The sequence below is a fragment of the Streptomyces sp. SA15 genome (assembly GCF_002291145.1).
Taxonomy (GTDB): domain Bacteria; phylum Actinomycetota; class Actinomycetes; order Streptomycetales; family Streptomycetaceae; genus Streptomyces.
In genome coordinates this window covers 1-13626 of the sequence record NZ_NTGE01000194.1, presented here as the reverse complement: position 1 = coordinate 13626, position 13626 = coordinate 1, and the positions used below count along the sequence as shown (strand labels likewise).

Here is a 13626-nt window from a genome sequence, read left to right as displayed (position 1 = left end):
CGCCGACCGGGCCGTGGAGGTGGCCCGCGCGGCCGGCGCCGACGGGTGCGTCGCGGTGGGCGGCGGCTCGGCGATCGGCCTCGGCAAGGCGATCGCCCTGCGTACCGGCCTGCCGCTGATCGCCGTACCCACGACGTACTCCGGCTCGGAGGTGACCTCCGTCTGGGGCCTGACCGAACACGGCGTCAAGCGCACCGGACGCGATCCGGCCGTCCTGCCGCGCAGTGTCGTCTACGACCCCGAACTCACCCTCTCCCTCCCCGTCCCGCTCTCCGTGACCAGCGGCGTCAACGCGATCGCGCACGCCGTCGAGGCGCTGTACGCCCCCGACACCTCGCCCTTGATCGTGCTGATGGCCGAGGAGGGCGTGCGGGCGATGGCGCGGGCGCTGCCCGAGGTGGCCGACGACCCGGAGTCCGTGCAGGCCCGCGGCCGGGCCCTGTACGGGGCCTGGCTGTGCGGCACCTGCCTCGGCGCCACGACGATGGGCCTGCACCACAAGCTGTGCCATGTGCTCGGCGGCACCTTCGGCCTGCCGCACGCCGAGACGCACACGGTGGTGCTGCCGTACGTGCTGGCGTACAACGCGCCCGCCGCCCCGGACGCGGCCGCCGCCGTCGCCCGCGCCCTCGACGCCGAGGACGCCCCACGGGCCCTGTGGGAGCTGGCCGGCCGGCTCGGCGCACCCCGGTCCCTCGCCGAACTCGGCCTGACCGAGCCCGACTTGGCGCAGGCGGCGACCCGGACCGCCGGCGAGGTGTACGCCAACCCGCGCTCGGTGACGGCGGACGGCGTGCTCGCCGTGCTGCGGGCGGCGTACGGGGGCGGACCGCCGGAGCCGACCGAGGTCTGAAGACACGGGCCTGAAGCCGCGGGCCTGAAGCCGCGGGCCTGAAGCCGCGGGCCTGAAGCCGCGGGCCTGAAGCCGCGGGCCTGAAGCCGCGGGCCTGAAGCCGCGGGCCTGAAGCCGCGGGCCTGAAGACGCAGCCGCCTTCGGACGACCGGAGTCACGCATGCATGTGGGGAGGTCGTGCGCGCCCCACGGCAGACAAAATTGTTGACAATGTTGTCTGGCAAGATTTAGGTTCGACAGGCACTCACTCAGGGAGGGCGCAATGCCGAAAGAAGCCCGTCCGAGCACCGGAGAGCAGGCCAAACAGCATGCGTTCGCGCAGCTGCGGCAGGCGATCCTGCACGGCGACATGGCACCGGCACAGCGGCTGGTGGAGAACGAACTCGCCGAGCAGTTCGGTGTGACGCGGGCCAGCATCCGCGCGGCACTCATCGATCTGGAGGCCCAGGGCCTCGTCGAGCGGATCCGCAACCGCGGCTCGCGGGTGCGGGTGGTGACCGTGGAGGAAGCGGTCGCCATCACCGAGTGCCGCATGGTCCTCGAAGGACTGTGCGCGGCGAAGGCGGCGGTCGCGGCCAGTGACGATCAGCTGGCCGAACTGACGGAGCTGGGCACGGCGATGACCAAGGCCGTGGCCGACGGCGAGCCCGTGACGTACTCCGACCTCAACCACGAACTGCACACCAGGATCCGGGAGTTCTCCGGGCAGCAGACCGCCCTGGAACTCCTTGAGCGGCTCAACGCCCAACTGGTGCGCCACCGTTTCCAGCTGGCGCTCAGGCCGGGGCGTCCGCAGCAGTCCCTGAATGAGCATCTGGCGATGATCGAGGCGATCAGGTCCAGGGATCCGCAGGCGGCCGAGGCGGCCGTCCGCGCCCACCTCACCAGCGTGATCGAGGCGCTGCGCGTCTGATCCGCGCCAGGCGGGCGCAACACCTGTCCATTCCCGGCGAGTGAGCCGAAGGGGGGCGCGCCGGTGTCGAGAGCGGGACCGCGCGGAGGCCCGAAGGGCTGAGCACGGTCGGGGACTCGACACCGGATGGAGCGGCCCGGAGGCGAACCGCCTGAACAGAGAGCGATTCGAGCAATGACGCACCCAGGCGCGCCCGCCGTCCCACGATCGACACTCGTCGTCACCGCGCACGCCGGGGACTTCGTGTGGCGGGCGGGCGGAGCCATCGCCCTGGCCGCCTCCCGCGGGGAGAAGGTCACCATCGCCTGCCTGACCTTCGGCGAGCGGGGCGAGTCCGCCAAGGCGTGGCGCGAGGGCAGGCAGCTGGAGGAGATCAAGGCGATACGCCGGGACGAGGCCGAGCGCGCCGCCGCCACCCTCGGCGCCGAGGTCCGCTTCTTCGACGCGGGCGACTTCCCGCTGATCGCCACCGCCGAGCTCACCGACAAGCTGGTCGGGGCCTACCGCGAGACCCAGCCCGATGTCGTCCTCACCCACCCGGCCGAGGACCCGTACAACGGCGACCACCCGGCCGCCAACCGCATGGCGCTTCAGGCCCGCGTCCTCGCCCAGGCCATCGGCTACCCGGGGCCGGGCGAGATCATCGGCGCCCCGCCGGTCTTCTGCTTCGAGCCGCACCAGCCCGAGATGAGCGGCTTCAAGCCCGAGGTCCTCCTCGACATCACCGAGGTGTGGGAGACCAAGCGCAAGGCGATGGAGTGCCTCGCCGCCCAGCAGCACCTGTGGGACTACTACACGGACCTCGCCGTCCGCCGCGGTGTCCAGCTCAAGCGCAACGCCGGCCCCAACCTGGGTCTGGCCCACAAGACCATGGCAGAGGCGTACATGCGCCCCTACCCGCAGATCGCCAAGGAGCTGGCATGAGCGGTGTGATCATCACCAGCCCGCCGAAGGCGGACGCGAAGGACGTCGAGGCGCTGGCCGGGTTCGGCGTGGCCACCGTCAGCGAGGCGATGGGCCGAACCGGCCTGCTCGGCCCGGAGATCCGCCCGATCCAGCAGGGCGTACGGGTCGCGGGCACCGCGGTCACCGTACTGAGCTGGCCCGGCGACAACCTCATGATCCATGCCGCCGTCGAGCAGTGCGGCGAGGGCGACTTCCTGGTCGTCACCACCACCTCCCCGTCCACCGACGGCATGTTCGGTGAGCTGTTCGCCACCGCGCTGCTGCGGCGGGGCGTGCGCGGCCTCGTGATCAACGCGGGTATCCGCGACACGCAGGAGCTGCGGGAGATGGGCTTCGCCGCCTGGTCCCGGGCCGTCTGCGCGCAGGGCACCGTCAAGGCCACCGGCGGTTCGGTGAATGTGCCGGTCGCCATCGACGGCCAGGTGATCCGCCCGGGTGACGTGATCCTCGCCGACGACGACGGCGTGGTGGTCGTACCCCGCGAGCGCGCCCGTGAGACGGCCGAGAAGTCCGAGGCCCGCGAGGCCAAGGAGGCCGCGTCCCGCGCCGCCTTCCTCGACGGGCAACTCGGCCTGGACCGCTACGGGTTGCGCGAGAAGCTGGTCCAGCTTGGCGTGACCTACCAGCCGTACGACGAGTACGTGCGCGGCGGAGAGCGGTCGTGACCGCGCCCGCGGAGGTGCGCTGCATGCTGATGCGCGGCGGAACGTCCAAGGGCGCCTACTTCCTCGCCGAGGACCTGCCCGCCGAACCGGCCCCGCGCGACGCGCTGTTGCTGCGCGTCATGGGCAGCCCCGACGAGCGGCAGATCGACGGCCTCGGCGGCGCGCACCCGCTCACCAGCAAGGTGGCTGTGATCTCGCCCTCCGCCGACCCGCGTGCCGACGTCGACTACCTCTTCCTCCAAGTCGCCGTCGACAAGCCCGAAGTGGGTGACCGTCAGAACTGCGGGAACATCCTCGCCGGCGTCGGCCCGTTCGCCGTCGAACGCGGGCTGGTCCGGGCGGGGGAGGAGGAGACCGCCGTCCGTATCCGCATGGTCAACACCGGCGACTACGCGACGGCGACCTTCCCGACCCCCGGCGGCCGGGTGCGCTACACCGGGGACGCCGAGATCTCGGGCGTGCCGGGGACGGCAGCACCCGTGGTGATCGAATTCGCGGCGGGTGCGGGGAACTTGCTGCCCACCGGCAACGTCCGGGACGACATCGACGGTGTGCCGGTGACCTGCGTGGACAACGGGATGCCGACGGTCCTCATCGAGGCGGCCTCACTCAAAGTCACCGGCTACGAGACGCCCGCCGCGCTGGAAGGCGACCAGGAACTGGCCGACCGGCTCCGTACGATCCGCCTGGAGGCGGGCCGTCGGATGGGCCTCGGCGACGTGTCGGACGCCACCGTGCCCAAGCTGACGCTGCTCGCCCCGCCCCGCGACGGCGGCGCGGTCACCACTCGCACCTTCATTCCCGTGCGCTGCCACACGTCGATCGGCGTGCTCGGCGCGGCGAGCGTGGCCGCCGGCCTGCGGATCCACGGCGGCGTGGGCGCCGGCCTCGCGGAGCTCGACGCCGGAAGCGACCGCGTTCGCATAGAGCATCCGACCGGATTCCTGGACGTCGAGAGCAGCCCCGGGACCACCCCCGACGGCCTGTCCTCCGCCCGCCGTACCGCCGTGCTCCGTACGGCCCGCAAGATCTTCGACGGCACCGTGTTCCCCAGGTCAGCCGAGACGGCACCGATACCCCCACAACCCAAAGGAAGTCAACGATGACTCCGCCGCTCGGCGACATCGCCCACATCGGCCACGCCCAGCTGTTCACCCCGGACCTGGACGCCAGTGTCGGCTTCTTCACCGACTACCTGGGGCTCACCGTCAACGGGCAGGACGGCGACACGGTCTACCTGCGCACCTTCGACGACTACGAGCACCACAGCCTGGTGCTCACCGCCCGCGCGCGGCCCGGCCTCGGCCGGCTCGCCCTGCGCACCTCCAGCGAGGAGGCCCTCCAGCGCCGTATCGGGGCGATCGAGGAGGCGGGCGGCACCGGCAGATGGGCCGAGGACGAACCCGGCCTCGGCAAGCTCTACGTCACCACCGACCCGGACGGCCACGAACACGCCCTCTACTGGGAGAGCGAGTACTACCAGGCCCCCGACGCGCTCAGGCCCGCGCTGAAGAACCAGCCGCAGGCCAAGCCGAACCGGGGGGTGGGCGTACGGCGCCTGGACCACGTCAACTTCCTCGCTGCGGACGTGCTCGCCAATGCGCGTTTCCAGCAGAACGTCCTTGGCGCTCGGCCCACCGAGCAGATCCGGCTCGACACGGGGAAGATCGCGGCGCGCTGGCTGACGTACACCGACAAGTCGTACGACGTCGTCTACACCTCGGACTGGACCGGATCCACCGGCCGACTGCACCACATCGCCTTCGCCACCGACACCCGCGAGGACATCCTGCGCGCCGCCGACCTCGCCATCGACACCGGCGTGTCCATCGAGACGGGCCCGCACAAGCACGCCATCCAGCAGACGTTCTTCCTCTACGTCTACGAGCCGGGCGGCAACCGCATCGAACTGTGCAACCCGCTCACGCGGCTGGTGCTGGCGCCTGACTGGCCGCTGATCACCTGGACCGAGGCCGAGCGCGCCAAGGGCCAGGCCTGGGGGCTGAAGACCATCGAGTCCTTCCATACGCACGGGACGCCGCCGGTCGCCTGAGGGGACTGCGGAGGCTCCAACCTCTGCGGCTAAATCGTCGATGAGATTGTTGACAAAAAGATTGACGTTTACCGTGCCTCAGATGCGGACCGCCTTCCGTATGTGGCGGGCGATCAGGGCATAGGTCTTCCGGGCGTTCTCGTCGTCCGACGTGTCGTAGCCGTGGTCGGCTCCCGGAACGTCGTGGTGTTCGACGAGCGCTCCGTCCATCCGCAGCCGGTCGGCGTAGCGCTCGCCCTCGCCCTTGAGGAGGTCGAACTCGGCGGTGATGACCAGGGCCGGTGCGATGCCGGTCAGGTCCGCGGTGTCCGACGGGTGCGCGGGCGACACGAGCCGGTCGGTGCGCTGCCGCACGTCCGGGACGTACGACGTGTCGAAGACGTCGGCCATCCAGGGCCGCAGCCCCGGCTTGTCGACGGCGGCGCGTTTGTCCTTGGCGTGGGTGGCGAGGTCCAGCGGGGGATAGTGCAGGACCTGCAGCGCGATGGAGGGGCCGCCCTCTTCGAGCGCCTGGCGCGCGACGGCCGCCGCGAGTCCGCCGCCGGCGCTCTGTCCGCCCACCGTGAGCCTGCCGCCGTCCCAGCCCTGCTCCGTGCCGTGCTCGGCCACCCAGCGGACGACCTCGTACGCCTGCCGGGGCGGCGCCGGGAACGGGTGCTGCGGGGCGACCACGTAGTCCACGTTGATCACCACGACCCCGGCCTCGGCGGCGAGGAGGCGGCACAGCGGGTCGTCCAGCTCCGTGAGTGTCATGACGTAGCCGCCGCCGTGGAAGTTGACGTGCACCGGTGGCGCCGGGTCCTCGGTCGCGGGCAGGTACACCGTCGCCCGGGCCGGGGCGACCGATGTGGGGATCGTCAACTCCCTTGTGTTGCGCGGAAATTCGGGGAAGCGGGCGTGCGAGGCGGCCGCGGAGCCGCGCCCTCCGGAGCGCCGGTCGGCGAGTTCGGTCATCCGTTGCATCGTCTTGGCGGCGAGGGCGGCCACCGCCGGCCGGGCCAGGAGGGACATGTGGCTCCGTTCGCTGGGACTGTGGCGGCGCAGGGGAAGCCGCCCGACACCAGAGAACTTACTTGAGCTAGGCAATAAAAATCCCGGGCCGCGGTGGTTCCCGGCGCGTGGGGCCGACGGGCGCACGGCGGGCCGACCCGCGCCTATGAGGTAGGGTTGATCCGCGCGCTCACACGGTCGACCGTGGAGAGCGTATCGGGACGTGGCGCAGCTTGGTAGCGCACTTGACTGGGGGTCAAGGGGTCGCAGGTTCAAATCCTGTCGTCCCGACGGTGTTCACCAGCGGGTCTGCCGACTATGGCAGGCCCGCTGGATGCGTTTGTGTGACACGTGATGGTGGCGTGATGGCAGCCGATGCTCAGCGGTGGCCGTAGAGGTTGACGGTGGTGGACAGTGCCGCGGGCACGTGGATCCTCGCCGTCTGGCCGGCGAGATCGGCGACTGTTCCGCTCATGGCGCGGCACCCCCTCCTGGCCGGGTGACGGCATCGCCCCACCCGGCGCGTGTGCCTCGACCGCTGCGGAGGTCCGAGTGCGGCTCGGGGGTCTCAGGCTGTCGACTTCTCTTTCACGGCCGTTGCCGGATTGACTCACTCCTGCTGGTCAATGCTTCGGGCTGGACCGCCGAACTCAATTCTTTATGTTTCGACTGATTGACGTCCGTGTTGAATCTGACACACACTGCTCCCCGTCTCAGCCGATTCATGGCAGACGCAAAGGAGCCAGCGATGAGACCCACACCCACCCGCACCGCCCGACGACCGGAACTCCTGGTCATGGGACTGTGCTTCGCGGTCATCGTGTTCGACGGATACGACCTGATCGTCTACGGCGCCACCGTGCCGGCGCTGTTGCAGTACGAGGACTGGGGCCTGACCCCCGCGCGGGCCGGCGTGATCGGCTCCTACGCCCTGGTGGGCATGCTGATCGGCGCACTGCTCGCCGGAGCGGTGACCGACGTGGTCGGCCGCCGCAAGGTGATGCTCACCGGGGTCGCCTGGTTCTCGGTGGCGATGATCGGCTGCGCGCTCGCGCCCGACGCCACCTGGTTCGGCATCTTCCGCCTGCTCGCCGGGATCGGGCTCGGCGGGGTCATGCCGACCGCGGTGGCCCTCACCGCCGAGTACTCCGCTCCGGAGCGCCGCAGCCGGAACAACGCGCTCATGTTCTCGGGGTACGCCGTCGGCGGCATCCTCGCGGCCGTGCTGGCCATGGCGCTGCTGCCCTCGCTCGGGTTCCGGTTCATGTACGCGCTGGGAGCCGTCCCGTTGCTGATGCTGCCGCTGCTGGTGCGCTACGTGCCCGAGTCGCTGGTGTTCCTGGTCGCCACGGGACGCCATGACGCGGCCGAGCGGACCGCGGCCCGCCTGGGCGTTCCGGTTCCCGCCGCCGATGCCGTCGACGACCGCGCGCCCCGGAAGCGCAGGGGCCCGGCCGAGCTGCTCACCGGGCGGTACCTGGTGCCGGCCCTGCTCTTCGCGGTGACCAGCTTCTTCGGGCTGCTGCTGGTCTACGGGCTGAACACCTGGCTGCCGCAGATCATGCGGGCGGCGGGCTACCCCCTGTCGAGTTCCCTGCTCTTCCTGCTGATGATGAACGTCGGCGCGGTCGTCGGCTCCGTCCTCTTCGGCCCGCTCGGCGACCGGTACGGCATGAAGCCCGTCACCCTGCTGTCCTTCCTGGCCGCCGCCGTCTCGATGTCCCTGCTCAGCGTCGCCACGGCCGCACCTTTGATGTACCTGCTCGTGGCGATCGCGGGCTTCGGCACGATCGGCGCCCAGATCATGGTCCTCGGGTACGTCGCCCAGCACTTCCCCGTGGAGATCCGGGCCACGGCACTGGGCTGGACGCTGGGCATCGGTCGCTTCGGCGCCATCACGGGGCCGCTGTTCGGCGGCGCCCTGCTGTCCGCGGGTGTCAGCACGGCCTGGAACTTCTACGCCTTCGCCCTGCCCGCCGCGCTCGCCACGGCCGTCGTCCTGCTGCTGCCCGGAAAGGCGGCTGCCGTGTCCGTCCCCGGCGACCTGGAGGTCCGCACCGCATGAGCACGCTGTCGAGATGCCTGGCGGTCGCCGCCGTGGCTCTGGCCACGGTCGTGGCCACAGCCCCGGCCGCCCCGGCCACCGAGGACACGCCCCCGGCGCGGTCCTGGCCCGGCCCGGCGATCCTCAACGAGCCCGAGGCCGACGCGCCCCAGCTGGAGAACACCGGCATCTGGAAGGCCGATCCGACCCAGGTCTGCATGTCGAGCGCCTACCGCGAGGGCGAGTTCCTCTACCAGGGTTGCCTGTGGGACGACCACGGCGCCGGCCCCGACTACGAGTGGCCGGTCAACACCCTGCTGAGGACCTACACCTACCCGACCGACCCGGCCTACCGCTCCAACGTCGCCGACCTGGTCGAGCTGCGCACCAGGGCGCTGGCGGACGCGACCGCGTTCCGCATCACGTACAACACGATGACGGACCCGGGCCTGGTGGCCACCACCATCGCCCTCGGCGACTCGGACCAGCCGCTGTCGGCCCCGCACGGGGCGAACACCGTGATGCCGGCCCAGGTCTTCGTGACCGTGCACGGCACCACCGCCGATGTCGTGAACGCCGCGGATGGGAAGGCGCTGGGCAGCGCCCCGGTGACCGTCGACAAGGAGCGGCGCCAGGTCGAGGTGCGGGTGCCGCACTCGGCGTACGACCCGACGGGCCGCCGTGACGTGCGCATCGCGGCGGCAACCGGCCTGTGGGACAAGGAGAACGGCAAGTACCTCCTCCCGCAGGCGACCGCCGACGAGGACCACCCGGGCGGTGCCCCGACCGATCTGACCAACCCTTCGGCCTTCTTCGACGTGGCCTTCCGCTACGACGAGCCGATGGACAGCGCCTGGCGGGACCGGCAGCAGAAGGCCGCGCTGCTGGAGAAGGACATCAGCCGCTTCCACGCGGACATCGACTTCACCAAGCTCGCCGCGGGCACCGACGACGACATGAACAACCAACGCGGCGGAGTGCCCACCCACGGCTACATCGAGCGCATCTTCCCCAGCCACTTCGAGCTGGCGCAGGGCCGCAGGCAGCCGGGCGACCCGGGCGCGCCGCCCGCCGGCGCCTTCACCCAGCAGAACGGACTGAACCTGACCGACGACTCGGAGCTCAGCGGCCAGTTCGGCTGGGTGTGCCGCGAGGACTGCGTGCCCGACCTGGCGGGACGGCTCCAGCGCTACCTGATCTACGTGCCGGACATCGCGGCCCCGGCGAAGGGCTACGCCTCGCTCACCTGGACGCCCGGCTACGCGCTCACCCCGAACGACCAGGTGAACGGCGAGAAAGACCTGTTCCACAAGGTCGGCGACCGTCCCGACGCCCCGACGGCGGTGATCGCGGTCGACGCGCGCGGGAACGACAACTGGTTCTACGGGCAGAGCGGGGCCAGCGTGTTCGAGGCGGTCGCCGACGCGGGCCGCCACTACAAGCTGGACCCCGCGCGGCGCGTCATGAGCGGCTTCTCCAGCGGCGGCTACGGCGCCAACAAGCTGGCGCTCCAGTTTCCGGAGGTCTTCAGCAAGGCGTTCATCTGCGACGGCCTCGACCGGGCTCCCTCCTTCCCGGGCCTCAACGGCATCGGCGACACGCTCCCGCTGGACACCATCACCCAGCACGAGCCCGGCTCCAAGCTCACCCCGCTGCTGCCCTCCCGGCGCAACCAGCCGGTGATGGAGTGGGCGGGCGCCAACGACGACTTCATCCCGTACCTCATCACCCGCGAACGGGGCGACGCCTACGCCAAGAGCGACTTCTACGACTACGAGTTCATCAGCTGGGCCGGTGTGGCGGGGGAGCACATGGAGATGTGCAACAGCGGACTCTGGGACGTCCTGACGGACTGGCTGGGCGACGGCTCCGGGGTCTCCACCCCCGCGCATGTGACGTACGTACGTAATCCGCTGATGGACGACGCCCGGTTCGGCCTGGTCGGCGACCGTGCCTACTGGCTGTCCGGCATCGCCACCCGCAGCACGGACGGCTCGCTCGGCACGATCGACGTCTTCTCCAAGGGCTTCGGGGTGAGCGACCCGACCGCCGAGGCCAAGAAGACGACCGTCGGCGCGACGGAGGGCACCACCTCGCCGGTCAACCCGTACCTGCGGGAGTACCGTCACCTGCCGGCCGCGCCGACGGCCACGAAGGCGAACGAGCTGGTGATCGACGCCAAGAACATCGGCGCCGTCACCATCGACCCGAAGCAGGCCAACGTCGACTGCGGGGCGAAGTTGCGCGTGGTGACCGACGGGCCGCTCAAGGTCACGCTCACGGGCTGCGGCTCGCGGACGTTCGAGGGAGGGACGACCGTCGTCGGCTCCCTGCTGGGGTCCCTGCTCCCGTAAGGCCGTGAGATCGGCAGTGGGGCCCGTACGACATGTACGGGCCCCACTGTCATTCCTGCGGCGCCGTGCGGTTCCCGGCCACCTCGTCGTAGAACGACTCCGCCGCCGGACCGAGCAGTTCGTGGGCCTCCAGGAACATCTCGTGCGCCTCGTGGCCCACCCAGCCCGCCGGCAGGAGTTCGGTCGGCAGGTCGGGGTCGCGGAAGGGGAACTTGCGGTAGTCGTACGTCAGTTGCATGCGCTCGACCAGGGCCTCCTCGGGGCTGAGGTGCCCGGCTCGGTAGGACGCCATCCGTCCGCGGTAGGTGCGCAGCAGTTCCCGGTAGTCCTCGTTGAGGGCGTCCAGGTCCCAGCAGCGGGCGGCCATCTCGCGGTCGACGGGGAGGCCGGACGACTGGCAGCGCAGGGTGTCGAGGCGTACGGCCGGCTCGTCGGCGAACTTCTCCCGCACCTGCCGGATGCGGTCGTGCGGGGAGACGTACGTGGAGGGGGCCAGCGGGCCGAAGCCCAGCCAGGCCAGTTCCTTGCGGATGCGGTCGCGGACGCCGCGCTCGGTCTCGGGCACCGAGTAGATGACCATGTGCCAGTGGCGGTCCCACTCGGACGGTGCCCGGTCGAAGATGCGTGAGCGGCCCTCGTCGAGCAGTTGGAGACTGCGCGTGTTGAGCGTGTAGAGCGTCTCCCTGCCCTCGCGCCGGACGTCGAACCAACCCTCCTTGCGCAGGCGTGCGAGCACCACGCGCACCGTGCTGTCGCCGACGCCGAAGCAGCCCATCAGCGCGCTGAGGGTGCGCAGCCGGGCGGAGCCGCCGCGGTAGCGGACGTAGTCGCCGAACAGGTCGAAGACGATCGATCGAGGCTTCACGAAAACCGACTATGTCATACGGACGGCCGTTGCCGAGGTGCGTCGCGTCGACCTTGACTCCACGCGGAACCAGACCTGTATTGAGTAACAAATGATTGACGTTCGTGGTGTGAGTGACACACAATGTGGTGTGCGGGTCAGCCCGCCCGATACTGGACATGGAGGCACAAGCCATGCTTTCTCGGATCGCTTGCGTGGGAGGCGGCCCCGGCGGGCTGTTCTTCGCGACGCTCCTGAAACAGGCCGATCCGTCGGTCGAGGTGACCGTCTTCGAGCGGAACCGCCCCGACGACACCTTCGGTTTCGGCGTGGTGTTCTCCGACGCGACCCTGGCCGGCATCCACGCGGCGGACCCGGTGCTGCGCACCGCCCTCGCCGAGCACGGGCGCCACTGGGACGACATCGAGGTGCGGCTGAAGGGGCAGCGGATCCGCTGCGGCGGCAACGGCATGGCGGCGATCAGCCGCAGGACGCTGCTCCAGCTGCTGCGCCGACGGGCCGAGGAGGTGGGCGTCGAACTCCGGTTCAGCCACGAGATCCCGGCCGATCCGGCGCAACTGGCCGACTACGACCTGATCGTCGCCGCCGACGGCGCCAACTCCCGCTTCCGCGACCGGCTCGCCGACGTGCTGGTGCCGGAGGTGGAGGTCGCGACCGCCAAGTTCATCTGGTTCGGCACCAGTTACCTCTTCGACGGCCTGACCTTCGTCCACGAGCACGGACCGCACGGCACCTTCGCCGTGCACGGCTACCCCATCAGCGACGACGTCAGCACCTTCATCGTGGAGACCGACGAGGAGTCCTGGCGCAGGGCCGGGCTCGACGAGTTCGACACCTCGCAGCCGCCCGGACCGAGCGACGAGAAGACCAAGCAGTACCTGGAGAAGCTCTTCGCCGAGCAGATCGACGGCCACGAGCTCCTCGTCAACAACTCCCGCTGGGGCAACTTCCGCACCCGCCGCGCCCGCCGCTGGCACTCCGGCAACGTCGTCCTGCTCGGTGACGCCGCCCACACCGCGCACTTCTCCGTCGGCTCCGGCACCAAGATGGCCATGGAGGACGCCATCGCCCTCGCCGCCAGCCTGACCGCTCACCGCGAGGACCTGCCGGCCGCCCTGGAGGCGTACGAGACGGCGGCGCGGCCCTCGGTGGAGAAGATCCAGGCCTCCGCCCGGCCCAGCCTGTCCTGGTGGGAGCACTTCGGGCGCTACCACGACGCCTTCGAGCCGACCCGGTTCGCCTTCCACTTCCTCTCCCGCAGCATCGGCAAGGAACGCATCGCGCGCCGCGACCCCGAGTTCGTCGAGGAGGTCGTACGGGACTGGCGGGCCGCGCACGAGGGGCGGGACCCCCTGGACACGCCGCTGCGGGTGGGTGAGCAGGGGTTCGCCGGGCGGTGGGTGACCGGCGCCGACCTCGCGGGGATGGCGTGCCTGTCGCTGACCGCGCCGGACGGCGAGGCACAACTGCCCGAGGCGTACGAGGAGTTGGAGCGCGCAGTGAGCGGTACGACACCGCCGGAACTCGTCGCCGTCCGCTCCGGGACCGCGCTCACCCGGCAACTGCTCGCGGAGCAGGCCCGGCTGGTGCACGGGGTGGCCGCGCTGATCGTGGAGGACGGGATGGACACCGACCGCGCCGAGACGCTGCTGCTGTCCGGGCGCGCCGACCTGGTGGGGAGGGAGGAAGCATGACCACGAACCTGACACCGCTGTTCGCCCCCGAGGGCGTCGTCGTGATCGGCGCCTCGCGGCAGCCTGGCAAGCTGGGCGCCGCCATGGCCCGCTCCCTGGCCCCCTTCCCCGGTACCCGTGCCCTGGTCAACGCCCGCCGCCCGGACCCCGACGAGGGCGTGTACGCCTCGGTCGCCGAGGCGGCCGAGCACACCGGCGGGCGGCTCGACCTGGCCGTGCTGTGCGTACC

Annotated in this window: 11 protein-coding genes, 1 tRNA gene and 1 pseudogene; 11 read left to right on the top strand and 2 right to left on the bottom strand. The window is 70.9% G+C overall.

Annotation, left to right across the window (positions count from 1 at the left end; genetic code table 11):
• From CLM62_RS41175 to CLM62_RS41150, 6 genes are all read left to right on the top strand, one after another.
• Positions 1-853: maleylacetate reductase (locus CLM62_RS41175; protein ID WP_095754994.1), on the top strand; the 853-nt coding region annotated here is incomplete at its 5' end.
• Positions 854-1115: 262 nt separating this feature from the next.
• Positions 1116-1766: a GntR family transcriptional regulator gene (locus CLM62_RS41170; RefSeq protein WP_095754992.1), complete on the top strand. Its 651-nt coding sequence runs from the start codon at positions 1116-1118 to the stop codon at positions 1764-1766.
• A 174-nt stretch (positions 1767-1940) separates the two neighbouring features.
• Positions 1941-2690: a PIG-L deacetylase family protein gene (locus CLM62_RS41165; protein ID WP_095754991.1), complete on the top strand. Its 750-nt coding sequence runs from the start codon at positions 1941-1943 to the stop codon at positions 2688-2690.
• Positions 2687-3397 carry a 4-carboxy-4-hydroxy-2-oxoadipate aldolase/oxaloacetate decarboxylase gene (locus tag CLM62_RS41160; RefSeq protein ID WP_095754990.1) on the top strand — a complete coding sequence of 237 codons (711 nt, stop codon included), beginning with the start codon at positions 2687-2689 and terminating at the stop codon, positions 3395-3397. Before CLM62_RS41165 ends, CLM62_RS41160 begins: the two co-directional genes overlap by 4 nt.
• Entirely contained in the window at positions 3394-4503 is a 1110-nt protein-coding gene (locus tag CLM62_RS41155) for a 4-oxalomesaconate tautomerase (protein ID WP_257004388.1), read from the top strand. The genes CLM62_RS41160 and CLM62_RS41155 overlap by 4 nt, the downstream gene beginning before the upstream one ends.
• Complete coding sequence (locus CLM62_RS41150) at positions 4500-5450, top strand: VOC family protein (RefSeq protein WP_095754989.1); 951 nt, start codon at positions 4500-4502, stop codon at positions 5448-5450. Before CLM62_RS41155 ends, CLM62_RS41150 begins: the two co-directional genes overlap by 4 nt.
• A 78-nt stretch (positions 5451-5528) precedes the next feature.
• On the opposite strand, the gene CLM62_RS41145 is transcribed toward CLM62_RS41150, so the two are convergent.
• Positions 5529-6461, bottom strand: coding sequence for an alpha/beta hydrolase fold domain-containing protein (locus CLM62_RS41145; protein ID WP_095754988.1), 933 nt, complete (start codon positions 6459-6461; stop codon positions 5529-5531).
• A gap of 196 nt (positions 6462-6657) precedes the next feature.
• Here CLM62_RS41145 and CLM62_RS41140 point away from each other — a divergent pair.
• The 3 genes from CLM62_RS41140 to CLM62_RS41130 all read left to right on the top strand — a co-directional run bounded on the left by CLM62_RS41140 (position 6658) and on the right by CLM62_RS41130 (position 10838).
• Positions 6658-6731 (top strand) — tRNA-Pro (locus CLM62_RS41140).
• A 457-nt stretch (positions 6732-7188) separates the two neighbouring features.
• Positions 7189-8505 (top strand): aromatic acid/H+ symport family MFS transporter, encoded by a 1317-nt coding sequence (locus CLM62_RS41135; RefSeq protein WP_179382449.1) that lies wholly within the window; start codon positions 7189-7191, stop codon positions 8503-8505.
• A complete protein-coding gene (locus CLM62_RS41130; protein WP_095754986.1) occupies positions 8502-10838 on the top strand; it encodes a hypothetical protein in 2337 nt (778 codons plus the stop codon). Before CLM62_RS41135 ends, CLM62_RS41130 begins: the two co-directional genes overlap by 4 nt.
• 49 nt (positions 10839-10887) lie before the next feature.
• Here CLM62_RS41130 and CLM62_RS41125 read toward each other — a convergent pair whose 3' ends face one another.
• Positions 10888-11703 carry a PaaX family transcriptional regulator C-terminal domain-containing protein gene (locus CLM62_RS41125; RefSeq protein ID WP_095754985.1) on the bottom strand — a complete coding sequence of 272 codons (816 nt, stop codon included), beginning with the start codon at positions 11701-11703 and terminating at the stop codon, positions 10888-10890.
• 173 nt (positions 11704-11876) lie between these two features.
• On the opposite strand from CLM62_RS41125, the gene CLM62_RS41120 reads away from it, so the two are divergent.
• Positions 11877-13397, top strand: coding sequence for an FAD-dependent monooxygenase (locus CLM62_RS41120; protein WP_095754984.1), 1521 nt, complete (start codon positions 11877-11879; stop codon positions 13395-13397).
• Positions 13394-13626: pseudogene (locus tag CLM62_RS41115) on the top strand (CoA-binding protein); the annotation flags it as partial. The gene CLM62_RS41120 and the pseudogene CLM62_RS41115, both read left to right, overlap by 4 nt.

What these genes read in the sequence shown, in the direction of transcription:
- CLM62_RS41165 (WP_095754991.1), top strand. Translation starts at nt 1,941, where the DNA reads ATGACGCACCCAGGCGCGCCCGCCGTCCCACGATCGACACTCGTCGTC.
- CLM62_RS41160 (WP_095754990.1), top strand. Translation starts at nt 2,687, where the DNA reads ATGAGCGGTGTGATCATCACCAGCCCGCCGAAGGCGGACGCGAAGGAC.
- CLM62_RS41150 (WP_095754989.1), top strand. Translation starts at nt 4,500, where the DNA reads ATGACTCCGCCGCTCGGCGACATCGCCCACATCGGCCACGCCCAGCTG.
- CLM62_RS41135 (WP_179382449.1), top strand. Translation starts at nt 7,189, where the DNA reads ATGAGACCCACACCCACCCGCACCGCCCGACGACCGGAACTCCTGGTC.
- CLM62_RS41130 (WP_095754986.1), top strand. Translation starts at nt 8,502, where the DNA reads ATGAGCACGCTGTCGAGATGCCTGGCGGTCGCCGCCGTGGCTCTGGCC.
- CLM62_RS41170 (WP_095754992.1), top strand. Translation starts at nt 1,116, where the DNA reads ATGCCGAAAGAAGCCCGTCCGAGCACCGGAGAGCAGGCCAAACAGCAT.
- CLM62_RS41120 (WP_095754984.1), top strand. Translation starts at nt 11,877, where the DNA reads ATGCTTTCTCGGATCGCTTGCGTGGGAGGCGGCCCCGGCGGGCTGTTC.
- CLM62_RS41145 (WP_095754988.1), bottom strand. Translation starts at nt 6,461, where the DNA reads ATGTCCCTCCTGGCCCGGCCGGCGGTGGCCGCCCTCGCCGCCAAGACG.